Source organism: Lelliottia sp. RWM.1 (assembly GCF_016859735.1).
Lineage (GTDB): Bacteria > Pseudomonadota > Gammaproteobacteria > Enterobacterales > Enterobacteriaceae > Enterobacter.
Map to the genome: position 1 here is coordinate 12475 of NZ_WLVC01000033.1, position 23496 is coordinate 35970.

Sequence of the window (23496 nt, forward strand, 5' to 3'; positions counted from 1 at the left end):
ACCTGGCCTGCGTTGTCATGATTTTGCAGACCCGGTAAGCGCCAGCGCCACCGGGCAAGATGTTAAAACGTTTCCCAGTTTGCTTCAGAAGAGGTTGAAACAGGCTGCGTTTTTGGTACATACGCTTTCACTGGAGCCGCTTTGGCCGCCTGGTTACGGGTGATCTTAAACACCGCTACCGCTTCGTTCAGGCGTGCAGCCTGATCTTCCAGAGCCGCCGCCGCCGCCGCAGACTCTTCCACCAGCGAGGCGTTTTGCTGAGTGACGCGATCCATCTCAGCCACTGCCTGCCCAACCTGATCGATACCACGGCTTTGTTCATCAGAGGCTGACGCGATTTCACCCATAATATCGGTGACGCGCGTTACCGCGTTCACGATTTCTGCCATCGTTTCCCCTGCTTCATTCACCAGTTGCGAGCCCGCATTTACGCGATCGCCGGAGTCATCAATCAGCGCTTTAATCTCTTTTGCAGCCTGAGCACTACGCTGGGCCAGGGTACGAACTTCACCCGCGACCACCGCAAACCCACGGCCTTGCTCACCAGCACGCGCGGCTTCAACCGCGGCGTTCAGTGCCAGAATATTGGTCTGGAAAGCAATCCCGTCGATCACATTCGTGATCTGCGCAATTTTGCTGGAGCTGGTGGCGATTTCATCCATGGTACGCACCACGCCTTCCACGACGTTACCGCCTTTCTTCGCGGTGGATGACGCATCCAGTGCCAGACGCGAAGCCTGACGCGCGTTGTCGGCGTTTTGCTTCACGGTTGCTGTCAGTTGCTCCATGCTGGCTGCCGTCTCTTCCAGGGATGCCGCCTGCTGCTCGGTACGGGATGAGAGATCGTTGCTACCCGCGGAAATTTCGCCTGCGCCGGTGTAGATCGTATCCGCGCCTTCACGCACCACGCCGACGGTATTCGCCAGTGCGGTTTGCATCTCCTGAACGTTATGCGCCAGCAGAGCCATTTCATTTTTACCACTGGCCTCAATAGGCTGCGTCAAATCACCCGCCGCTATCGCGCGAATATGCCCAATAACATCATGCAGTGGCAGCAGAAGGACACGACGCATCGCAACCCAACTGGAAATAATGATCGCCATGACCGCCAGCATCACGGCGGAGAGGATCCACAGAATGCGTTTGTAATCGCTCTCGTTATCCTTAATACCTTTATCGGTCAGCATTGTCTGCGCGTGACGCCATTCACGATAGACTTTCTGCATCGCCGTTTGTTTTTGCTCAGCATTTTGCTTGAACATATCTTCCAGGTTGCCCTGTGACAGCAGAACATTCATTTGAGTCAGCGTCGCGGAGTAGATGCGATATTGCTCTTCAAGTTGTTTGCTAAGGTCGTCATCCAGACCGGGAGTATTGGGCAGCGCGTAGTATTTGTCGTAATGGTCTTGCGCCTCTGCCAGCAGGTTTTTCGCTGTCGCAACCAGCTCAGTCAGTTGTCCACCGTTGATCTGTGTTGCGACGCTGCTTTGCAGACGAAGCATGCCGCGGTTCAGGGTGACACGCGCCTGATTCAGGCTGATCCATGCATCAGTAAACTCCGCTACGTTCTTGCTGGACACCTGAGACACGGTGAAGTTGTCTTTGTCGTTATTGAGGGCATTGATAAAAATAGCCGCAGAGAGCAGTTGCATGATGCCGAGCACAAGCAGCACCGAGACCAGGAGGGTAATCACTTTTATACGTTTAAACATTCGTCGCCTTTTTTATATGCAGGATATTGTCTGACGTGTATCTATCGGCAGGCGCAGCGGGTTGTTTAACGTCCCCCCACCTTTCAAAACTTTCGAAAGGGGATTTTCTAAAGCCATTCAGCGAGTTAAACCTTAAGATTTTTTTGTGATCTAGCTCCCATTTTCTTGTTTGCCCCTAAAGGGTTATAGTATCGCTTTAAAGATGCATTTAAAATGCATTTTATATTATTAATGACGAGGTAACTGCTATGGCCTTTCGCGACCAACCTTTAGGTGAGCTGGCGCTCTCTATCCCGCGCGCTTCCGCACTGTTTCGTAAATACGATATGGATTACTGCTGCGGCGGTAAGCAAACTCTGGCGCGTGCAGCCTCACGCAAAGAGCTGGATGTTGATGCCATAGAAGCTGAGCTGGCAACATTAGCAGAGCAGCCTGTCGAGAAAGACTGGCGCGCCGTTGCGCTGGCTGAAATCATCGATCACATCATTGTGCGTTACCACGATCGCCACCGCGAACAACTACCGGAACTGATCCTGCAAGCAACCAAAGTTGAACGTGTTCACGCCGACAAAGCCTCCGTTCCGCGCGGTCTGGCGAAATACCTGACCATGCTGCACGAAGAGCTGTCCAGCCACATGATGAAAGAGGAACAGATCCTGTTCTCGATGATTAAACAAGGCATGGGCAGCCAGGCAATGGGTCCGATCAGTGTGATGGAAAGTGAACACGACGATGCGGGTGAACTGCTGGAAGTGATCAAACACACCACGAACAACGTTACACCGCCACCTGAAGCATGCACCACCTGGAAAGCGATGTATAACGGCATCAATGAACTGATCGACGACCTGATGGAACACATCAGTCTTGAGAACAATGTTCTGTTCCCGCGTGCCCTCGCTGGTGAATAAAAAAAGACGCCCAAGAGCGTCTTCATAAAGTTCGAATTCGGCCACAGCATACGTGGCCTTTTTTGTTAGCGCATTCCCGCCATACGTTTCTTACCGATAAACAACCAGCCCAGACCCAGTGCGATGAACCACAGTGGCGTCACGATCAGTGCCTGACGGGTGTCATCTTCCAGCGTCAGCAGTACCAGTACGAAGACAAAGAATGCCATGCACACCCAGCACATCAGTTTGCCGAGCGGCATCTTGTAGATGGATTTTTCATGCAGGTGCGGACGCTGTTTGCGGTACACCAGGTACGAGCACAGGATGATGGTCCAGACGAACATGAACAGGATTGCAGAAACCGTTGTAATCATGGTGAACGCACCAATCACACTTGGGTTAACGTAGAGCATCACCACACCACCCAGCAGGCAGATACAGGAGAATGTCAGCCCTTTCGCAGGTACAGCACGCTTAGAAAGCTTCGCAAACGCACTCAGCGCAACACCTTCCTGCGCCAGACCGAACAGCATACGGCTCGTCGAGAACACGCCACTGTTCGCGGAAGAGGCCGCCGAGGTCAGTACCACAAAGTTAATCAGGCTCGCCGCAGCAGGCAGCCCCACCAGCACAAACAGCTCAACAAACGGGCTCTTGGTAGGAACAACCGAGCTCCACGGTGTGACCGACATTATGATGATCAGCGCAAACACGTAGAACATGATGATACGAATCGGAATCGAGTTGATGGCACGTGGCAGGGACTTCTCCGGATCTTTGGTTTCCGCTGCTGTCGTCCCGACCAGTTCAATACCCACGAAGGCAAATACCGCAATCTGGAAGCCTGCGAAGAAACCACTCAGCCCTTTCGGGAACCAACCGCCCTCATTCCAGAGGTGCGTGAAGGATGCTTCAACCCCATTTGGTGACTGGAAATGGGTGAGAACCATCACCAGACCTACAACGATGAGTCCAACGATGGCCACAATTTTAATCATCGCAAACCAGAATTCCATCTCACCAAACATTTTTACGGTGGCGAGGTTCAGGCTCAGTAGCAGGATGATCACCGCAAGCGAGGCCACCCAGTCTGACAAACCGGGGAACCAGAACTGTGCATAAGCGGTAATCGCCACGACGTCAGCCATACCGGTAACAACCCAGCAGAACCAGTATGTCCAGCCGGTGAAATAGCCTGCCCAGGGCCCGAGCAAATCAGAGGCGAAATCGCTGAAGGATTTGTATTCGAGATTCGAGAGCAGCAATTCACCCATTGCTCGCATCACGAAAAAGAGCATAAAACCGATGATCATATAAACGAATATGATCGACGGCCCGGCAAGACTGATCGTTTTACCTGACCCCATAAACAGCCCTGTGCCAATAGCACCGCCGATGGCGATAAGCTGAATATGACGGTTTGTAAGATTGCGCCGTAGCGACTGTTCAGACGAAGCCTCTTCAGCGGCAACGACTTTTACCTGATCTACCATGTGATATTTTCCTGTTTGTGCCTGTCTGTGTTGTTAAGGCTCTTCTGGCCTTTAAATACGTCAAAAAGTGACGGTCCCTTATAAAAGGACTCATCGATATTAGGTAAGAATCGGCGGGATGAATACTATGATTTGGATATTATGTTAATAATATGTTTAAAGTGAGTGTCATATCACTCATACAACGCGAAACAGCTCACAAAAATACACGCAACAGTTTCGTTTGCAAGATAAAATGTTGATTCTGTCGTAACTATAGGTTTTATCACTATTTTCCTCTCCCCTAACGGAGAGAGGAAATAAGAAAAGCCGATTACAGGATTTCCAGTAATTCGACTTCAAAGACCAGAGTGCTGAATGGAGGAATGGACGCGCCAGCGCCACGTTCGCCATACGCCAGGTTCTGCGGGATGGTCAGTTCCCATTTAGAGCCAACTGGCATCAGGGTCAATGCTTCGATCCAGCCTGCAATGACGCCGTTAACCGGGAATTCAGCTGGTTCGCCGCGCGCAACAGAACTGTCGAATACAGTACCGTCGATCAGCTTACCGGTGTAGTGAACACGTACGTGGTCGGTACGTGCCGGAATAGCGCCTTCACCCTGGGTGATCACACGGAACTGCAGCCCAGACTCGGTGCTGCTCACGCCTTCACGCTCACGGTTTTCTTCCAGGAATTTCACACCTTCAGCTGCCATTTCTTCGAAACGAGCACGACGAACGGTGTCTGCACGTTCATGGATTTCGCGCAACGCACGGTGAACAACATCAACCGGAACGGCCGGGTGTTTGCCTTCCAGCGCATCAGCGATACCCGCCACCAGAGCTTCAGGTAACAGTCCTTCCAGGCCGGATTCGCTCAGTTGCTGTCCTACCTGCAAGCCGATACCGTAGCTTGCCTGCGCTTCGATAGTGTCAAAAGTCGGGGTGGTCATGGGTTTTCCTTCCATCACATTTAAAGTAGCGGGCAGCATATCAGCCATGCCCTTATGGGTAAAACTTTGTCTTAAGTAAAGGTGACAAACTGCGGCGAAACAGAAACAATAGAGCGGACCAGGATTAATCCCGAACTGATGTCACGGAAGTCGTCTTTGCTACGCCGTTCAGGCAGTTAGCAAACTATACTTCGGAACACAGGATAAAAAAGACGCGGAGCAGGAGGAGAGCCATGCCCGGGCGATTTGAACTGAAACCTACCCTGGCGAAAATCTGGCATGCGCCGGACAATTTTCGCATCATGGACCCTCTGCCGCCCCTGCACCGCAGAGGCATTATTATTGGGGCACTGCTGCTGATTATTGGCTTCCTGCTACCGTCTGGCGACGACGGCGATACCACGCCAGTCACGCGGAATGCACAACTGGACCTCCAGTCGCAAACGCGACCACAGCCTGACGCCCAGCCAATGCAGACTCAACTGGTCACACCGTCTAACGATCCTGGCCAGGTCGCTCCCGTTGAACCAGAACCTGTGCAGGAAGAGCAGCCACAGGAACAGACCACGGTTTCCACACCGCCGCCACAACATCAGACAGGTATTGAGCAGCAGTGGCGCTCATACCGGGTTGAACCAGGAAAAACACTGGCACAGCTGTTCCGTGACCACAGCCTACCACCGACAGATGTCTATGCTATGGCGCAGGTAGAAGGCGCAGGTAAACCGCTCAGCAATTTGCAAAACGGTCAGATGGTGCAAATTCGACAGAATGCCAGTGGCGTCGTCACGGGCCTGACCATTGATACTGGCAATGGGCAGCAGGTACTCTTCACGCGCCAGAATGATGGCAGTTTCATTCGCGTAAGATAACGCGCAGCGGGTTATTGCGCCTCCAGAAGCCAGCTGAGAATGGTATCTTTGATCACCCTTCTTCTGGCTTCCAGTGCTTCTACTGATGTCATACTCATATGGTAGACAAGCCCGAGGGTGTGCTGGTTGATCAGATAATATGCCCCCAGAGCAGCAATACTGATATTCACCTGCAAGGGATCAATATCCCGTTTAAAAAGGTTTTTTTTCTTCCCTTCTTCCAACAGATTTGCCATTAGCTGAAGATGGGCGTGATTGATTTCCGGCAATCGCGCTGACTTTTTGTAATGCTCACCTTTGCTTTGATTTTCGCTATTTACTATTTTCAAAAACCAGGGATTTTCGATGTAGTAATCCCAGGTAAAATCTATCAGCTTTTCTATTGCAGCCACGGGTGACAGCCCCGTCGTGTCCAGTGCCTTTTCCCTTTGCCGAATATCATTCCAGGTAAACTCCAACACTTCGATAAACAAATTCTCTTTGTTACCAAAATGGTGATAAACGGTCTGTTTGCTGCAACCTGCCGCTTTCACAATATTATCGACCCTGGCCCCTTCGTAACCGTATTCAGCAAATTCATTGACCGCACACAGCAGAAGTTTCTCTTTCAGACTTTGCGTGCTGCTGGAATCGAAATACATGTCACCTCCCTCACTCAATTCAATCTCATCATCATAACCCTATTTAAATTCCGCTTCACAGAAAAGAAATATGATTATTAATCAATGCATTAAAAATAATAAGGTGATCATAACCACAAATCAACCAACTAGATGGTTGATCTAATTATGATCTAATAGCATCTTATAATTACACCAGAAACCATTTTCCTAATGAGGTTAATTATGTCTTTCAACAAACCCGTTGCCATCATCACTGGCGCGGCACGCGGCATAGGTAAAAGCTGTGCCATTGAACTGGCACGAGCAGGATTCAATCTGTTGATTAATGACAGGCCTGATGATGTAAGCATCGGGAAACTCAATGAAACACGCGAAGCCTGCCAATGCGAAGGGGCTGAGGTTCTCTGTTTCCCGGCTGATATTGCAGATCTGACACGCCATGAGGAGATGCTGGACGCCGCGCAGCATCGCTGGGGACGCCTGGACTGCCTGCTGAATAACGCAGGGATCTCAGTGAAAAAACGCGGAGACATCCTTGATATGCAGCCCGACAGCTTCGATGAAAATATCAGCGTTAACACGCGCGCACCTTTCTTCCTCAGCCAGTCTTTCAGTAAACGCCTGCTGGCAAAACCGGCTCACGACGCACAGCACAGGTCGATTATTTTTGTCAGCTCTATCAATGCAGTGATGCTGGCGATGAATCGTGGGGAATACACCATGGCAAAAACCGCCGTTTCTGCCGCTGCGCGCCTGTTTGCCGCTCGATTAATTAGCGATCAAATCGGCGTCTATGAAATCCGCCCCGGTCTTATCAAAACCGACATGACTCTCCCGGCAACCGCCTACTACGATGAGCTGATCGCCAACGGGCTTGTGCCGCAAGGACGCTGGGGCTTTCCCGAAGATATCGCCTCCACCGTTCGTGCAATGGCAGAAGGTAAGCTGATTTATACCTGTGGGCAGGCGGTCGCCATTGATGGTGGACTCAGCATGCAACGCTTCTGAGGACAGATGATGAGAGATCTTCAGTACAACCCTGGCCTCTACAGCATCAATACCGCGACACTCGGGTTTAATACCTCACTGCCCACCATTATTGATGCCTGCGCTGCCAGAGGTATTGGTGCAATCGCCCCCTGGCGGCGTGAGATTAAGCCGGGAGAACATCACAACATCGCCCGACAGCTTGCCGCGAATAATATCCACGTTTCCGGCTATTGCCGTAGCACTTATTACACAGCCGCCACCCAGGCTGAGAGAAATAAGGCTGTAGATGACAACCGTCGGGCACTGGATGACGCAGCCATTCTCAACGCTGCCTGCTATATGCAAGTCGTCGGCGGCCTTGCGCAAGGGAGCAAGAATCTTCATGAAGCCAGAGAGCAGGTGAAAGCGGGGATTCGGCAGCTATTACCCCACTCTCGTGAGGTCGGCGTACCGATTGCGCTGGAGCCACTGCATCCCATGACGGCGGCTGATCGCTCATGTCTCTGTTCACTCCGCCAGGCACTCGATTGGTGTGACGAACTGGATCCCGATGGTGAATTCGGGCTGGGTGTCGCTGTAGATGTTTACCATCTCTGGTGGGACCCGGATCTTGCCAGTCAAATTCAGCGCGCCGGACGACGCATTCTCGCCTTTCACGTTTCTGACTGGCTTATCTCCACCACAGATCTGGTCAATGACCGGGGAATGCCGGGCGACGGTGTTATTGAAATCCAGTCGATTCGCCACCTGGTTGAAAACGCAGGTTATCGTGGCGCTGTCGAGCTGGAAATCTTCTCTACTTACTGGTGGCAACAAGACCTGAACCGCACGCTGGATATTAGCGTCGATCGCATCGCTCATTTTTGCTGAGGAATTACCATGAAAAAGCAACCTGTTCTGCTCAGCAGAGCAGCGGCCTCCTGCCGCCTGACGCTGAACCGGGAAGACAAATGCCATGCCATTAACGAGGAGATGATCGAGTGTCTCGACCGCTTGCTAATCGATATCGAACAAGATGAATCATTACGCCTGGTCGAACTGACCGCCACAGGCGATAAATTTTTCTGTGCAGGTGGTGATATCAAATCCTGGTCTGCTTATTCACCGCTGGATATGGGGAGAAAGTGGATTAAACGTGGGAATGAAGTCTTCGACCGGCTACGCAATTTACCTCAGTTAACGCTCGCTAACATTAATGGTCATGCCATTGGCGGTGGCCTCGAACTGGCGCTGTGCTGCGATATTCGAATTGCACGCCCAACGGCCAAGTTTTCCTCACCAGAGGTGATGCTCGGCATGGTTCCCGGCTGGATGGGTATTGAACGTCTGCTTGCACAGGTCGGCCCTGCGCTAAGCCGCGAAATGCTGCTGCTGGGGAAAAGGCTCACAGCAGAACAGGCCTGCACAGCCCAGCTCATCAATGCCGTGGTTGAAAATGACCTTGCTGAGGGCTGGATTACCGAGCAACTCGCCACGCTGGAAAAATGCGGTCCCGTTGCATTGGCCCACATCAAGCAGTTGATCCTCGCATTAGAGAACAAACATGCCGCGTTACAACACCAGCTATTAGCCGGATTGATGTCCGCCACTCAGGATTGCCAGCAGGCAACCCGCGCCTTTGCTGAAAAAGGTGACGTTCACTTCAGTAACCACTAGAGAGAAATGACGATGCAGAAATTAGCAACAGCGCAAGCGCTGGTCGCGACTATCCACGACGGTGCAACCATCGCTATCAGTGGTAACGGCGGCGGGATGGTAGAAGCAGACCATCTGCTGGAAGCACTGGAGGCGCGCTTCCTCGAAACAGGTCATCCTCGCGACCTGACGCTGGTTCACTCACTAGGTATTGGCGATCGAGACAGGAAAGGAAGTAACCGTTTCGCCCATGCCGGCATGCTCCGGCGAGTGATTGCCGGACACTTTACCTGGTCTCCCAAAATGCAGGAACTGGTTCGCAAGGAAGAGATCGAGGCCTACTGTTTTCCTGGAGGCGTCATTCAGGCATTGCTCCGGGAAATTGGCGCGGGCCGCCCAGGGCTTTTCACCCATGTAGGGCTGGACTCCTTTGTCGACCCACGTCATGGCGGTGGAAAATCGAACGCCCGAACAACGGATAATCTGGTCGAGATTATTGAGATTGACGGTGAAAAAAAACTCCGCTATCTCCCCTTCAAGGTCGACTACGCCATCATACGTGGAACCTACGCCGATGCGCGCGGCAATGTCAGCCTGGAAGAAGAAGCCATTGATATGGATAGCTACTCAATGGCACTGGCCGCGCACAACTGCGGTGGAAAAGTGTTCGTACAGGTCCGCGATGTACTCGAAACAGGCGCCATCGAGCCACGGCGAGTAAAACTCCCGGGCATTCTGGTTGACGGTATTGTTGAATATCGCGAACAGTCGCAAACCTACCTCGGCGGCTATGACCTGACCATCAGTGGACAGCATCGCCGTCGCTGCTCAACGGACGCCATCGCTCTTCCTGAACATCCTGTACGACGGTTGATCGCTCGTCGTGCCGCTCGTGAGTTGATTCCTGGGGCATCCACCAACTTTGGTTTTGGTATTCCTGGCGGCATTCCCGGTATAGCCCTACGCGAAGGTGTGCCTTACAACAGCCTGTGGTTAAGCGTCGAACAAGGCGTTCATAACGGCATGATGCTGGATGATGCATTCTTTGGTTGCGCACGCAATGCCGATGCCATTCTCTCTTCGCTGGATCAGTTCGAGTTCTATAGCGGCGGTGGGATTGATGTAACGTTCCTTGGTATGGGGGAAATGGATCAGTACGGCAATGTAAATGTCTCACACCTTAATGGAAGTTTAATTGGCCCAGGCGGTTTCCTGGAGATTGCCCAGAATGCCCGTAAAGTGGTCTTCTGCGGCACATTTGATGCCAAAGGAAGTAAGGTTAATGTCACGCCCGATGGCCTCGCTATCCTCCAGCCTGGTCAGGTCCCCAAACTCGTGACGCAGGTGGAGAAAATCACCTTCAGTGGCCAGTACGCCCGGCAAAAAGGGCAAGAAGTTCTGTATATCACGGAACGTGCCGTTTTCCGTCTGGCCGAACAAGGCGTCGAGTTAATTGAGATTGCCCCAGGAATTGAGATAGAGCGCGATATTTTACCCTTCATGGCGTTCCAGCCGCTCATTAACCAACCCCGGCTCATGGATACCGCACTTTTCACGCCAATGGAGGAGAGCATATGAGCAACACGAATGATGCAATCCTTGATGCGCTGACGCATGTCTCCTTTCCAAAAGGATTTGATCATGCTGAACCTGAGTCAACGCTGACACTTGAAGGGCTCACCTGGCCAGTATGGCATGCTGATGCTCTGGTAGTTGGCAGCGGTGCTGCAGGTTTACGCGCCGCCATTGAGCTAAAACGGCGTAAACAGAAAGTGCTGCTGGCAACAGCAGGTTTGTATATGGGGACATCCGCATGCTCCGGTTCAGATAAACAAACCCTCTTTACCGCGGCAACCGCAGGTAATGGCGATAGCTTTATGAGGCTTGCGGATGCGCTTGCCAGCGGTGGAGCGATGGATCTCGACACAGCGTATGTGGAAGCGGTTGGCTCACTGCACACACTGGGGGGGTTACAATATCTTGGTCTGGAACTTCCGGAAGATCGCTTTGGTGCAATTCTTCGTTATCAGACCGACCACGATGAAGCCGGGCGGGCGACATCCTGTGGGCCACGCACCTCAAGACTGATGGTGAAAGTCCTGCTGGAGGAGGTAAAACGCCTTCATATCCCATTGTTAACCAGCGCTACCGTTATCAAACTGCTCCGCCACAGCGATGACGAGGGAACAGAACGAGTCATCGGCGCAGTTCTGGTGACCAACTCGCGCGCCCATAATGCGTGGGGATTGGCTATCGTCATGACACCTAATGTGGTGCTAGCGACTGGCGGTCCTGGCGAACTCTACCGTGACAGCGTCTATCCGAATAAGTGTTTCGGTTCATTGGGGCTGGCACTGGAAGAGGGGCTGACGCTCGCCAACATTACCGAGAGCCAGTTCGGTATTGGTACTCCGCGCAGTACTTTCCCATGGAATCTTTCCGGCACTTATGTGCAGGTCATCCCTTACATCTACTCCACCGACAATAACGGTTCAGAATACAACTTTCTGGCCGATTACTACCGCACCACTCAGGAGCTGGCATCGAATATCTTCCGTAAAGGGTATCAGTGGCCTTTCCACGCATCACGGATTATGGACTTTGGTTCAAGTTTGCTGGACATGGCCATTGCACACGAGCAGTCGTTAGGCCGAAAAGTGTTTATGGACTTTAACCGTAATCCCGAAGCTGTACCTGGCGATCTCCCTTTTTCACTGGCGCGGGTTGATGAGGACGTTCGAGCCTATCTGGAAAACAATCAGGCATTGAATTCTTTGCCGATTCAGCGGCTTAAACAGATGAATCCGCTTTCCATTTCTCTCTACAAAATGCATGGTCACGATCTGACCAAAAAACCGCTGCAATTTACCATGAACAACCAGCACATGAACGGCGGCATTGAAGTAGATATCTGGGGACAAACTTCCCTGAAAGGCTGCTTTGCCGTGGGTGAAGTTGCAGGTACGCATGGTGTGACACGCCCTGGCGGTGCTGCACTGAATGCCGGACAGGTGTTTGCGGTTCGCCTGGCTCGCTATATTGGCGAAAGCGGCAGCACTCTCATGGGCCAGGTGACAGCAGAGGTAGCGTCGGACTCTCTCCGTGATGTCACAGGGATCATCACTCATGCACTGGCAAATGATACTGGCATGAGTATTCCGATCTTACGCTCACAGCTTCAGGCACGAATGTCCGATCACGCGGGTTTTATCTGTCATCCCGCAAGCACACACCAGGCGGCAGCAAGCGCCAGGATCACCGCAGAGTTTGTCTACCAGAATGGGCTAACCATTAATCATGCCGCCGAAATTGCTGGGTTGTTTATGTGGCGACAAATGGCGCTAGCATCCGCAGCGATATTAACCACACTGGACCACTATCTTGCCGGCGGTGGCGGGAGTCGTGGTGCGCGCATTGTCCTTGATAATCAGGGAACATGTCTGCCTCTAACCCGATTAGGGCCAAAAGCATCGTGGCGTTTTCGCCCGGAGAAGGTCAGCGATAAGCAGCATAAGCTAACGGTGACGTTCCAGGATGCTGAATTCATTGTTCGCAGAAAACCACTGCGTAATTTCCCGGATATACATGGTAATTATTTTGAAAAAAACTGGCCGGACTTTTTATCGGGGGAGATATACCGCATCAAAAATTAAATAACTTACCTCAACAATTAAGTCGGTAACATTCGGTGGCAAGGAGTACCCATTTCCGTTACCGCAATAATATTAAATCACAAGTTTAATAAATTACCACCGTCATAAATTAAAGGGTTTAATTATGAAAAAAATAAAAAACTACCGATGGCATATGATTGCACTCGTATGTTTTATTACTGTTATTAACTATCTGGATAGAACTGCTTTAGGGATTGCTGCACCTACAATTATGGAAACCACCGGCATAACGAAGGAACACTATTCCTGGATTGTCAGTGCGTTCCAGTTCGCTTATACGTTAGGTCAACCCGTGATGGGCTTCTTTATTGATACCGTCGGTTTAAAACTCAGCTTTGCCATTTGTGCCGCAATCTGGGGGCTCGCGACGATGGGGCATGCGCTTACAGGCAGTTGGCAGGGACTGGCATTTATGCGTGCACTCATGGGTTTCAGTGAAGCCTCCGCCATTCCTGCGGGTGTTAAGACGGCATCAATCTGGTTTCCAGCTAAAGAGCGCGGAATTGCCACTGGTGTATTTAATATGGGGACGTCGCTGGGTGCGATGTTAGCACCGCCATTGATTGCCTGGTGTATTATGTTTCATAGCTGGCAATTTGCGTTTCTGGTCTCAGGTAGTCTGGCGCTAATAGCGGCATTGTTATGGTTCTTTTTATATAAAGACCCCAAAGATGCGTCACGATTATCTAAGGAAGAGCGTGAATATATTGAATCGGGGCAGGAGCAATATTTAAAAACGGATAAAAAAGAAAAAACATCTGTCAAAAATATTCTCAAACAACGTAATTTCTGGGGTATTGGTATTGCCCGTTTTCTGGCTGATCCAGCATGGGGGACAATCAACTTCTGGGTTCCTATATTTTTCGTTGAAACACTTCATTTTAGCTTAAAAGAGATTGCCATGTTCGTCTGGCTGCCTTTCTTACTCGGCGATCTTGGCTGTCTTGCCAGCGGCTTTGTTGCGAAGTTTTTCCATGACCGCGGTATAAACCTGATTAACTCCAGACGCATTACCTTCAGCATTGCGGCTGTCATTATGATGACCATCGGTCTGGTCAGTATCGTCGAAAATCCCTATATCGCGGTGTTACTGATCAGCATCGGCGCATTCTCTCATCAGATGCTTTCCACTGTGGCGGCCACACTGGGTGGTGATCTCTTTAAGAAGGATGAAGTGGCTACCGCCGTTGGCATGGCGGGAGCCTGCGCATGGACAGGGCAGCTAATCTTTAACTTATTCATTGGCGCATTTGTCAGCATTATTGGGTTTGCACCGTTCTTCATTGCACTCGCTTTCTTTGACATTCTTGGCGCACTGGCATTATGGATTCTAATCCGGGAAAACGATGTCGCAAGTGAAGGCAAGCTAGCAGCCTGTTAAAGGATCTCCATGCAGACACTGTAATTCAGTTTATAGTGTCTGCTATTGATTATTTTTCACACTCTTGTTCACCCACCAAATCCCCGAGCAGACCAGCACCAGCGCCACGGCATATTTGATATCCAGAATATTCTCGCCAAGGAAAATAGCGGAAAGGACAGTACCCGCAACAGGTACGACAAAGTTAAACGGAGCAATCATACTGACGCGGTTCACTTTCAGTAGCACGCTCCACAAAGCGAAGGCGACAGATGAAAGAAGCGTCAAATAGCCAAGGATTGCCACAGCGTTGTAGCTGTGTACCTCCAGCGTTCCCCCCGTCATATAGCCCCCCGCCACCAGAACAGCACCACCAATGGCCAGTTGCCAGCCAGTCATGACTGTAGGATCGACCGTCTGGGAGATGCGTTTCCCGTAGAGCGTTGCGGCAGAAAGAATAAACGCCGCAAGAACCACAAATCCATCCCCCTTCCAGACAAACCTGAACTCACTCAACCCACTGTGGAAGTTCACCAGCATGACCCCCACAAATCCCAGGATACAACCCAGTGCTTTGTTATAGCTGAGCTTGTCATTGTGGTAGATAAAGTGCGCCAGCAGCACGCTGAAGAATGTTCCTGTGGCATTCATAATCGAGCCATTGACGCCCGTTGTATAAGCCAGCCCGATATAAAAGAAGGTGTACTGGATTGTTGTTTGTGTCACGCCGAGGATCGTGAGTTGACCGAACTGTGAGGCCGTTAGTCTGGCGATGGGTTTGCGCTGTGCGAGTGCAAAGAGCAACAATAATCCCCCCGCGAAAAGAAAGCGGTATCCGGCAAAAACCACTTTTGATGGAATGTCATCCGTCGCGATATGAAAGAGTTCATAACCACTTTTTATCGCCGGGTAAGAGCTTCCCCAAAGCAGACAACAGAGCGTAGCGCAGGCATAAGCCACATTTTTACGGGCAAAGACAGGCGTGGGTAGAGCGGTATCCATGGCAAATCTCAAAGATAAAATTGCGTTTCAATTTATTATCAAAGAATGCGCCAGGAATAGCTACCATACAAGAAGAAAAGAAGGTTTCTGGGAGCGCTGAAAAGCAAAACGCCGGCACAAGGCCGGCGCTTCGACGTGAGCAGAGTGAAAATTACTCAGCTACAACGTTAACAACCAGCTTCGCGAATACTTCGCTGTGAACCTGGAAGTCCACTTCGTGCTCACCAGTGGTACGCAGAACGCCGTTCGGCAGACGAACTTCGCTCTTAGCCACGTTAACGCCAGCTGCAGTTACAGCGTCAGCGATATCGCGAGTACCAATGGAACCGAACAGTTTACCTTCGTCGCCAGATTTAGACGCGATGGTAACAGAGCCCAGTGCACTGATTGCTTCAGCGCGAGCGTTAGCAGCCGCCAGAACGTCAGCCAGTTTGGCTTCCAGTTCAGCACGACGTGCTTCGAAAAACTCTACGTTTTTCTTGGTAGCAGGAACAGCTTTACCCTGTGGTACCAGGAAGTTACGAGCGTAGCCCGCTTTAACGTTTACCTGATCACCCAGGCTACCCAGGTTTGCTACTTTATCAAGCAGAATAACTTGCATTACCTTATCCTCTTAAAGTCGTTAATAGACAGCGGCCGATTACTGATGACGATCGGTATACGGCAGCAGGGACAGGTAGCGAGCGCGCTTGATGCAGCGAGCCAGCTGACGCTGGTATTTTGCACGAGTACCGGTGATACGGCTCGGGACAATTTTACCGCTTTCGGTAATGTAGTTTTTCAACGTTGCGATGTCTTTGTAATCAATCTCAACAACGCCTTCCGCGGTGAAACGGCAGAACTTGCGACGACGGAAATAACGTGCCATATGGCTAGTCTCCAGAATCTATCAAATCAATCTGCTCGGCATGCAGAACCATTTTGCTCAGACCGTTCTTTGCCTTGTGGCAAGAAATGAACCCCTGAACAGTTACTGCGCTACCGACCGTTATACTGTGAGTAATGGCCTGGTTTTCGTGTCCGCTAATAATTACGGGCATTTGACACCACGCCTGCCGGTGAAACCCGGCTTCCTCTTGCACAGAACGATGCTCAAGCACGAACTGGCAATGAGGAATTCCTGATGGGCTGACCTTTCGAACGGGGGTCCTGCACACAGTGCCTGACAACACCAGACGGTTGGTCATCAGAAATTACTCTTCAGAATCCCCAGCATCAGAATCATCTGCGGTTTCGTTTGCGAAATCATCGCGACGCTCACGGCGCTCGTCTTTCGCTTTAACCATCGGAGATGCTTCGGTAACTGCGTGTTTAGTACGCATAACCATGCTGCGGATAACGGCATCGTTGAAGCGGAAGTTAGTTTCCAGCTCATCAATCGCTTCCTGCGGAGCTTCAACGTTCAGCAGAACGTAGTGAGCTTTGTGCAGTTTGTTGATCGGATAAGCCAGCTGACGACGGCCCCAGTCTTCCAGACGGTGGATCGTGCCTTCTGCTGCAGTGATTGCACCAGTGTAGCGCTCGATCATACCCGGAACCTGTTCGCTCTGGTCAGGATGGACCATAAAAACGATTTCGTAATGACGCATCGAATTGCTCCTTACGGATTATTCAGCCTCCTGTCTGGGTCAGCCGAGGCCCGGGGAGGCAAGGAACGTGTTAAAGGTCGGCCGAAAAATTGACGCGTCATTCTAATTGCGCCGCCCCGGAAACTCAAGCTGATTGCACAAATAATTCGCACAAAGCGCAAAACTCAACTAAGTGGATGATTTAAAATTAATCACATCAGTAAGCGTTGTTTTTTTGAACAACAGCATCAGAAATGGTCACCATTGTCCATGAGATAAGCCATTACACTTTAATCAGAGGTCATCCGAAGGCAGAAGGAGAGATATCAACCGTCATACAGCACACAGTCGTGGAGCACATATCATGAAAAAAATCGCAATCGCCATTTTGGCTGTGCTTTTGCTTAGTACAAACGCGATGGCAGCCATTAAGATCGACGGCCGACAGGCCAGAAACATGGATGATGTGCAAAGCTTAGGCGTAATCTACATCAATCACAATTTCGCCACAGAAAGTGAAGCAGATCAGGCAATTAATGAAGAAGCCGATGCCCAGGGCGCAAATTACTATCACGTGATGTTGATGCGTGAGCCTGGTAGCAACGGAAATATGCATGCAAGTGCAGATATTTACAGATAACGCTTTAACGCTAGCACCAGGAAAGCCAACAAATAAAAGATAGCCATAGTTTGACTTGCCCCCTGTCCGGGGGCTTTTTTTTAGTAAATGGCTCTGAAATACCACCGGTTACAACTGTTTCGGTATTCCAGAGCACTTATTTACTTCTGCCCGTAATACGCATCAGGGCCATGCTTACGCTGGAAATGCTTATTCATCAGGTAGTCATCAATCCCCTGAAGATGAGGGTTAATGCTGCGGGCTATCCATGCCATTCTCGCCACTTCTTCCATCACTACCGCATTATGCACAGCGTCATGCGCATCGTTTCCCCAGGTGAAAGGACCATGTTGCCAGACCACTATCCCTGGCATATGCAGCGGCTCACAATCGCCCAGTGTTTCGATAATCACCTTGCCGGTATTGAGCTCGTACCCATCCTGCACCTCTGCCTGAGTTAAGGCTCGCGTGCAAGGGATATCACCGAAAAAGTAATCTGCATGTGTTGTCCCCAATGCTGGGATCGGTAGCCCCGCCTGTGCCCACGCAGTGGCATGTGTTGAGTGCGTATGGACAACGCCACCGAGTGAGGGATAACGGCGATAAAGCGCCAGATGGGTTGCCGTATCCGATGATGGCCGCCATTTTCCGTCGACCACATTTCCGTCGACCACATTTCCGTCGACCACATTTCCGTCGAGATCAACCACCACCATGTCGTCGGCTGTCATCGTGTCATAAACCACACCACTCGGCTTAATCACCACCAGCCCCTGCTCACGGTCAATAGCACTCACGTTGCCCCAGGTGAAGGTCACCAGGCCGTAACGCGGTAGATCCATATTAGCTTCAAAAACCTGCTTCTTAAGCTTAAGCATGTTCGGCCTCCACTAACCCTACCCGCGCCATGCGCTCGCGTACCCAGTCGCGCGCTTGTGCCACTTCTTTAGCCGGATCGTCCGACGTTTCGCTCCACATCTCGATAAGATATGGTCCGCAATAACCCGTCTGTTTGAGTGTCTCAAAACAACGCTCGAAATCAACAACGCCTTCGCCGAACGGTACGTTCTTGAAGACGCCCGGTTTAGTGTCTTTTACATGAACCGCAACGATATGCCCTATTCCCGCCTGCAATTCCATCTGTACGTCATTATCCCACGCTGACAAGTTGCCTATATCCGGGTAGAGCTGGAACCATGGATTATTCAGATAATGGGCATAACCCAGCGCCTTGCTGATGGAGTTCATCAGTGGATAATCCATGATTTCCATCGCCAGCGTTACTTGAGCACGGCTGGCCATTTCGACGCTTTCTTTCAGGCCGTCACGAAAACGACGCCGCGTTTCATCATTGGCTTCCTGATAGTAAACGTCATAACCCGCAAGCTGGATCACGCGAATACCCACATCCTGTGCAAACCGAATGGCTTTACGCATGATCTCCAGCCCCTGCACACGCACGGCGTCATCTTCGCTGCCTAGCGGGAAGCGACGGTGCGCGCTCAGACACATAGAAGGCACACGCACGCCCGTTTCAGCGACCGCGCTCACCAGCGCCAGGCGCTGTTCACGGCTCCAGTCCAGGCGAGAAAGGCGCTCGTCGGTCTCATCCACTGACATTTCGACAAAATCGAATCCCAGTGTTTTTGCCAGTTGCAACCGCTCCAGCCAGCACTCCCCCGCAGGGAGTGCCTTTTCATAAATGCCAAGCGGAACCTGTTTAGACAGCATATCCGCTCCTTATCCCCATAATTGAGCTATGGAGCGTTTGAACTGGCGTGCAGCCTCAACTGGAGACGCGGCATCACGGATGCTACGACCCGCAATAAAGACGTGAATGGGAATGCCCTGGAACAGCGGCAGATCTTCCAGGGCCAGGCCACCGGTCACCGTCACTTTAAAGCCCATATCAGCCAGACGTTTTATGGCACTGATATCCGCCTCCCCCCATGCCACACCCGCAGCCTGAGCATCACGACTGCGGTGATACACCACCTGCTGTATGCCTGCATCGCGCCACTCTTGCGCCTGCTCCCATGTCCAGAAGCCCGTCAGTTCAATCTGTACATCACCGTTAAACTCTCTGGCCACATCCAGCGCACCTTTGGCCGTGTTGATATCTGCACAGCAGATCACCGTGACCCAGTCGGCATTCGCTTCGAAGCACATACGGGAGAGAATTTTACCTGCATCGGCAATCTTGGCATCTGCGAGGACAATTTTATGCGGATAGAGCGCTTTCAGGTCACGCACAGCACGAACCCCCTCCCCCACGCAAAGGATTGTACCCACTTCGATGATATCCACTTCTTCAGCAATCAGACGTGTCGTTTCGTAAGCATGGGACAGGGTTTGATTGTCCAAAGCGACCTGCAACATTGGTAATGACATTTTTGAGTTCCTTTTAAACAGCCGCCGCAGTGGCGTGATCAATTAAATCCAGCACTTCCTGCTCGGTACGGCAGGCGCGTAAACGGTCAAAATTCGCTTCGTCATCAAACAAATTAACGATCTGCATGATGCCCACTTCCTGGTGGGTATTGGCATCAACGGCCGCCATCGTAATCAGAATATCAACCGGGTCATTATCCTCATGGTTGAAGACCAGAGGCGTTTTCAACGTTACCAGCGCAAAACCGGTTTTCTTGACGCCCTCTTCCGGGCGTCCATGTGGCATTGCCAACCCAGGGGCAATCACAAAGTAGGGCCCATGCTGTTCAACACCATCAAGAATGGCCTGGTAGTAGCGCGGCTCAACAACGTCAGCCTTAACTAATAGATCAACACCCAGTTTTACGGCGTCCTGCCAGGTGCTGGCCTCAGCGTGTAAAAGGATGGCGTTATTTTCCACCAGTGAATCACGTAATTTCATATGACTCCCTTACTTCACGTCCTGAGGGAAATGCTCTTTGATCACTTCCAGCAGTTTTGGACCAAAATCAGCCGGAGACAGCATATTGCGTACGCCAACCACATATTTATTTCCCGAGACAGTGATCTCACCAGCGATATGGGTAGACGCAATGATAATGTCCGCTCCGCTCAGCTCGCTCTTGTATTCGCCCACCGCGCAGCTATTCACCGTGTGGTCAATATTTGACTGGGTTAAAAACTGGTCCACTTTCATCTTCATGATCATGGAACTCCCTTGCCCATTGCCACACACTGCCAGGATACGTACGGTCATAATCTAAACTCCTTAGTGAGCAGACATTTCTGCCATTTGTTTTTCTGCATCTTCTTCAGCGCGAAGTGTACGACTCGCGAAGAACATATAAGCCAGGGCGATCAGGATAATGACGGTCATGAAAATCAGCCCAACGGAGGCAAATCCCTGAATCATCGGTGGGGCCAGAATCGACCAGTCTGCCATCCCCATCCAGGCGCTCATGCCCGTCAGTTTCACCGCCCAGACGCAGCCAAAGATCTCAATCATGCCCATCACCAGGCAAATCTTGAGTGCTGCGCGCCAGCCACCAAAATGGTTAGCAAATACGCCGATGGTGGCGTTGGAGAAGAACATCGGGATAAAGCCAGGAATAATCAGAATGGAGGAGCCACAACCAACCAGGATACCTACGGCAATCAGCTGACCGATCGTTCCCCACATGAAGCCCCAGACGACGGCATTAGGTGCAAAGCTATAAATCGCCGCACAGTCAATCGCCAGGACAGCGCCAGGAATCAACCGCTGAGAGATACCGTTGAAGGCTTCGGAAAGCTCTGCAACGAACATGCGCACACCCTGGGTAATGATGAAAATCGCGACGGCAAAGGAGAAACCCGTTTGCAGGATATAAACCGTCCAGTGGGTTTTACCTGCCATAGCCTGGACAACATCAATGCCGAAGGAGAGCAAGATTGCGCCAAAGAAAAGGGTCATCACAATGGCGGTAGAGACAATATTATCGTGGAAGATATTCAGCCAGCCAGGCAGCTTCAGATCCTCAACGCTCTCCTCTTTTTTCCCCAGATATGGCGCAACTTTATAGGCAATCCATGACGCAAACTGCTGTTGGTGACCAATGGAGAAACCGCAGCCGTCAGTCACTTCCTGCGTCGGCTTGTACATCATATTGGAAGTGATGCCCCAGTACAGGGAGACCAGCACTGCTGTGCAGATAATCGTGGTCCACATCGGATAACCGAGGATATAGAGAGAAACCGCAATCAGACCAGCCTGCTGGAACATGATATGGCCTGTGAGCATGATGGTGCGGATACCCGTGATGCGTCGCAGCAGGACGTAACAGATATTCAATGCCAGTGCCAACAAGACGGCATAACCGACCCAACTGTAAGCATCGCCCATGCGTTCAATGGTCGCCATCATTGAGGCGTAAGTGTCAGAAATCGCGCCATTAATGCCATACACTTCGGACATTTTCGCCACTACGGGCTTAAACGTGCCGGTCAAAATACCCGACCCCGCCTGCAGCAACATAAAGCCGATAATGGTTTTAATCGTGCCTTTGATAATGACGCTCACGCTTTTGCGCAACAGGATATAGCCAAGGCACGTCACGATACCCAGTAAGAGCGGAGCATTGGTCATTACCTGGTTAAAAAAGACGGTAAAGACGCTGTAGAGGATTTCCATAGCACTCTCCAGAAAGTGGAAACACGAGGTGAACCCCCCGTGCGGTTTGTGCCATCACTCTAGTAATCACAAATAATCACCACAAGATTGCATTTGATTATTTGTGACGTATCACGCAAATTATTTCCCCCCACTTAATATTGATTATTATTACGCTTTTTAAATACCATTAAAAATAATAAAAATCATATACTTAATAAAAATACACTATTCACTTAACAGCTATATTGCATTAAGAACGGAGCTTCAATCACAACTAAAAACAGAAAATTGCCATTGCATTGCTGATTTAATGGTGACAACATAAATCATAACAAATCACCAAATGACTACATTTGATTTAAACAGGGAGTCGAACGATGAGTAAAGTGAACACAATCACCCGTGAATCCTGGATTCTGAGCACCTTTCCTGAATGGGGCAGCTGGCTAAACGAAGAAATTGAACAGGAGCAGGTCGCACCAGGTACGTTCGCCATGTGGTGGCTCGGCTGTACCGGGATCTGGCTGAAGTCTGAGGGTGGAGCCAATATCTGTGTGGATTTCTGGTGTGGAACTGGCAAGCAAAGTCACGGCAACCCATTGATGAAAAAAGGCCACCAAATGCAGCGCATGGCGGGTGTTGAAAAACTTCAGCCGAACTTACGTACCACTCCATTTGTCCTTGATCCCTTTGCGATTCGCCAGATTGATGCCGTGCTTTCAACTCATGATCACAATGATCATATCGATGTGAACGTTGCGGCGGCAGTCATGCAGAACTGTGCCGACGATATTCCCTTTATTGGGCCGCAAACGTGTGTTGACTTGTGGATCGGTTGGGGCGTGCCGAAAGAACGCTGCATCGTGATGAAACCCGGTGATGTGGTAAGAATTAAGGATACCGAAATTCATGCTCTCGATGCTTTTGACCGTACCGCATTGATTACACTCCCCGCAGATCAAAAAGCGGCAGGTGTGTTACCCGATGGCATGGACGAGCGTGCGGTGAACTACCTGTTCAAAACCCCCGGAGGTTCGCTGTATCACAGCGGCGACTCTCACTACTCCAACTACTATGCTAAACACGGTAATGAGCATCAGATCGACGTTGCTTTGGGCTCTTACGGGGAAAACCCGCGTGGTATTACCGACAAGATGACCAGCGCAGATATGCTGCGCATGGCAGAAGCTCTGAATACAAAAGTCGTGATCCCGTTCCATCATGATATCTGGTCAAACTTCCAGGCCGACCCGCAAGAAATCCGCGTGCTTTGGGAGATGAAAAAAGATCGTCTGAAATATGGCTTCAAACCCTTTATCTGGCAGGTTGGCGGGAAATTTACCTGGCCTCTGGATAAAGATAATTTCGAATACCATTACCCACGTGGTTTCGATGATTGCTTCACAATTGAACCTGACCTGCCGTTCAAATCATTCCTGTAAAAGGGAACCCGGAATCGCCAGACTCAGTGTCTGGCGATCTCATATTTTGCTTAGTAATTTCATGCTATTTCAAATATCATCTTTTGAAATCAATTTT

General features: G+C 50.7%; 24 protein-coding genes and 1 pseudogene. 10 read left to right on the plus strand and 15 right to left on the minus strand.

The features are described from left to right. Positions 1 to 62: 62 nt before the first annotated feature. Positions 63 to 1712: a methyl-accepting chemotaxis protein gene (locus GF617_RS19385; protein ID WP_203452294.1), complete on the minus strand. Its 1650-nt coding sequence runs from the start codon at positions 1710 to 1712 to the stop codon at positions 63 to 65. A gap of 248 nt (positions 1713 to 1960) precedes the next feature. On the opposite strand from GF617_RS19385, the gene ytfE reads away from it, so the two are divergent. Beyond that, on the plus strand, positions 1961 to 2623 hold the full coding sequence (gene ytfE / locus GF617_RS19390; protein WP_203452295.1) for an iron-sulfur cluster repair protein YtfE: 663 nt from the start codon (positions 1961 to 1963) through the stop codon (positions 2621 to 2623). 65 nt (positions 2624 to 2688) lie between these two features. Here ytfE and cycA read toward each other — a convergent pair whose 3' ends face one another. Together cycA and fklB are read right to left on the minus strand one after the other, a co-directional pair. Beyond that, positions 2689 to 4098 carry a D-serine/D-alanine/glycine transporter gene (gene cycA, locus GF617_RS19395; RefSeq protein WP_203452296.1) on the minus strand — a complete coding sequence of 470 codons (1410 nt, stop codon included), beginning with the start codon at positions 4096 to 4098 and terminating at the stop codon, positions 2689 to 2691. A gap of 313 nt (positions 4099 to 4411) precedes the next feature. Next, the gene (fklB, locus tag GF617_RS19400; protein ID WP_181621987.1) at positions 4412 to 5032 is read right to left on the minus strand and encodes an FKBP-type peptidyl-prolyl cis-trans isomerase; all 621 of its coding nucleotides are present in this window, start codon (positions 5030 to 5032) and stop codon (positions 4412 to 4414) included. 233 nt (positions 5033 to 5265) lie between these two features. On the opposite strand from fklB, the gene GF617_RS19405 reads away from it, so the two are divergent. Then, positions 5266 to 5904, plus strand: coding sequence for a LysM-like peptidoglycan-binding domain-containing protein (locus tag GF617_RS19405; RefSeq protein WP_181621986.1), 639 nt, complete (start codon positions 5266 to 5268; stop codon positions 5902 to 5904). Between the two features lie 11 nt (positions 5905 to 5915). Here GF617_RS19405 and GF617_RS19410 read toward each other — a convergent pair whose 3' ends face one another. Beyond that, positions 5916 to 6545 carry a TetR/AcrR family transcriptional regulator gene (locus GF617_RS19410; protein ID WP_203452297.1) on the minus strand — a complete coding sequence of 210 codons (630 nt, stop codon included), beginning with the start codon at positions 6543 to 6545 and terminating at the stop codon, positions 5916 to 5918. Positions 6546 to 6749: 204 nt separating this feature from the next. On the opposite strand from GF617_RS19410, the gene GF617_RS19415 reads away from it, so the two are divergent. The 6 genes and pseudogenes from GF617_RS19415 to GF617_RS19440 all read left to right on the plus strand — a co-directional run bounded on the left by GF617_RS19415 (position 6750) and on the right by GF617_RS19440 (position 14207). Further along, on the plus strand, positions 6750 to 7535 hold the full coding sequence (locus GF617_RS19415; RefSeq protein ID WP_181621984.1) for a 3-ketoacyl-ACP reductase: 786 nt from the start codon (positions 6750 to 6752) through the stop codon (positions 7533 to 7535). Positions 7536 to 7544: 9 nt separating this feature from the next. Next, on the plus strand, positions 7545 to 8387 hold the full coding sequence (locus GF617_RS19420; RefSeq protein ID WP_181623670.1) for a sugar phosphate isomerase/epimerase: 843 nt from the start codon (positions 7545 to 7547) through the stop codon (positions 8385 to 8387). 9 nt (positions 8388 to 8396) lie between these two features. Next, on the plus strand, positions 8397 to 9173 hold the full coding sequence (locus GF617_RS19425; RefSeq protein WP_181621983.1) for an enoyl-CoA hydratase/isomerase family protein: 777 nt from the start codon (positions 8397 to 8399) through the stop codon (positions 9171 to 9173). A 12-nt stretch (positions 9174 to 9185) separates the two neighbouring features. Beyond that, positions 9186 to 10730 carry an acyl CoA:acetate/3-ketoacid CoA transferase gene (locus GF617_RS19430; protein ID WP_181621982.1) on the plus strand — a complete coding sequence of 515 codons (1545 nt, stop codon included), beginning with the start codon at positions 9186 to 9188 and terminating at the stop codon, positions 10728 to 10730. Next, positions 10727 to 12197 (plus strand): annotated as a pseudogene (locus GF617_RS19435) (FAD-binding protein); the annotation flags it as partial. The gene GF617_RS19430 and the pseudogene GF617_RS19435, both read left to right, overlap by 4 nt. Before the next feature lie 732 nt (positions 12198 to 12929). Beyond that, complete coding sequence (locus GF617_RS19440) at positions 12930 to 14207, plus strand: MFS transporter (RefSeq protein WP_181621980.1); 1278 nt, start codon at positions 12930 to 12932, stop codon at positions 14205 to 14207. Between the two features lie 42 nt (positions 14208 to 14249). Here GF617_RS19440 and GF617_RS19445 read toward each other — a convergent pair whose 3' ends face one another. The 5 genes from GF617_RS19445 to rpsF all read right to left on the minus strand — a co-directional run bounded on the left by GF617_RS19445 (position 14250) and on the right by rpsF (position 16777). Continuing rightward, positions 14250 to 15188, minus strand: a complete 939-nt coding sequence (locus GF617_RS19445) for a DMT family transporter (protein WP_203452298.1) — start codon at positions 15186 to 15188, stop codon at positions 14250 to 14252. A gap of 151 nt (positions 15189 to 15339) precedes the next feature. Beyond that, positions 15340 to 15789, minus strand: a complete 450-nt coding sequence (gene rplI / locus GF617_RS19450; protein ID WP_181621978.1) for a 50S ribosomal protein L9 — start codon at positions 15787 to 15789, stop codon at positions 15340 to 15342. A 39-nt stretch (positions 15790 to 15828) separates the two neighbouring features. Continuing rightward, a complete protein-coding gene (rpsR, locus tag GF617_RS19455) occupies positions 15829 to 16056 on the minus strand; it encodes a 30S ribosomal protein S18 (RefSeq protein WP_002210155.1) in 228 nt (75 codons plus the stop codon). Positions 16057 to 16060: 4 nt separating this feature from the next. Beyond that, entirely contained in the window at positions 16061 to 16375 is a 315-nt protein-coding gene (gene priB, locus GF617_RS19460; protein ID WP_181621977.1) for a primosomal replication protein N, read from the minus strand. A 6-nt stretch (positions 16376 to 16381) separates the two neighbouring features. Beyond that, positions 16382 to 16777, minus strand: coding sequence for a 30S ribosomal protein S6 (gene rpsF / locus GF617_RS19465; protein WP_119935816.1), 396 nt, complete (start codon positions 16775 to 16777; stop codon positions 16382 to 16384). A 343-nt stretch (positions 16778 to 17120) separates the two neighbouring features. On the opposite strand from rpsF, the gene yjfY reads away from it, so the two are divergent. Next, the gene (gene yjfY / locus GF617_RS19470) at positions 17121 to 17396 is read left to right on the plus strand and encodes a DUF1471 family protein YjfY (protein WP_203452299.1); all 276 of its coding nucleotides are present in this window, start codon (positions 17121 to 17123) and stop codon (positions 17394 to 17396) included. Between the two features lie 140 nt (positions 17397 to 17536). On the opposite strand, the gene GF617_RS19475 is transcribed toward yjfY, so the two are convergent. From GF617_RS19475 to ulaA, 6 genes are read right to left on the minus strand one after another with little or no spacing between them, the layout of a single operon-like run. Then, positions 17537 to 18253, minus strand: coding sequence for an L-ribulose-5-phosphate 4-epimerase (locus GF617_RS19475; RefSeq protein ID WP_203452300.1), 717 nt, complete (start codon positions 18251 to 18253; stop codon positions 17537 to 17539). Beyond that, the gene (locus tag GF617_RS19480) at positions 18246 to 19106 is read right to left on the minus strand and encodes an L-ribulose-5-phosphate 3-epimerase (protein ID WP_181621974.1); all 861 of its coding nucleotides are present in this window, start codon (positions 19104 to 19106) and stop codon (positions 18246 to 18248) included. The genes GF617_RS19475 and GF617_RS19480 overlap by 8 nt, the downstream gene beginning before the upstream one ends. Before the next feature lie 9 nt (positions 19107 to 19115). After that, on the minus strand, positions 19116 to 19766 hold the full coding sequence (gene ulaD, locus GF617_RS19485) for a 3-keto-L-gulonate-6-phosphate decarboxylase UlaD (RefSeq protein WP_181621973.1): 651 nt from the start codon (positions 19764 to 19766) through the stop codon (positions 19116 to 19118). Between the two features lie 13 nt (positions 19767 to 19779). Beyond that, positions 19780 to 20247, minus strand: a complete 468-nt coding sequence (ulaC, locus tag GF617_RS19490) for a PTS ascorbate transporter subunit IIA (protein WP_181621972.1) — start codon at positions 20245 to 20247, stop codon at positions 19780 to 19782. Positions 20248 to 20256: 9 nt separating this feature from the next. After that, positions 20257 to 20562, minus strand: coding sequence for a PTS ascorbate transporter subunit IIB (ulaB, locus tag GF617_RS19495; protein ID WP_045439008.1), 306 nt, complete (start codon positions 20560 to 20562; stop codon positions 20257 to 20259). A 12-nt stretch (positions 20563 to 20574) separates the two neighbouring features. After that, positions 20575 to 21975: a PTS ascorbate transporter subunit IIC gene (ulaA, locus tag GF617_RS19500; RefSeq protein WP_203452301.1), complete on the minus strand. Its 1401-nt coding sequence runs from the start codon at positions 21973 to 21975 to the stop codon at positions 20575 to 20577. A gap of 359 nt (positions 21976 to 22334) precedes the next feature. Here ulaA and ulaG point away from each other — a divergent pair, with 359 nt between their 5' ends. Further along, complete coding sequence (gene ulaG, locus GF617_RS19505) at positions 22335 to 23399, plus strand: L-ascorbate 6-phosphate lactonase (protein ID WP_181621970.1); 1065 nt, start codon at positions 22335 to 22337, stop codon at positions 23397 to 23399. The last annotated feature ends 97 nt before the right edge of the window (positions 23400 to 23496 follow it).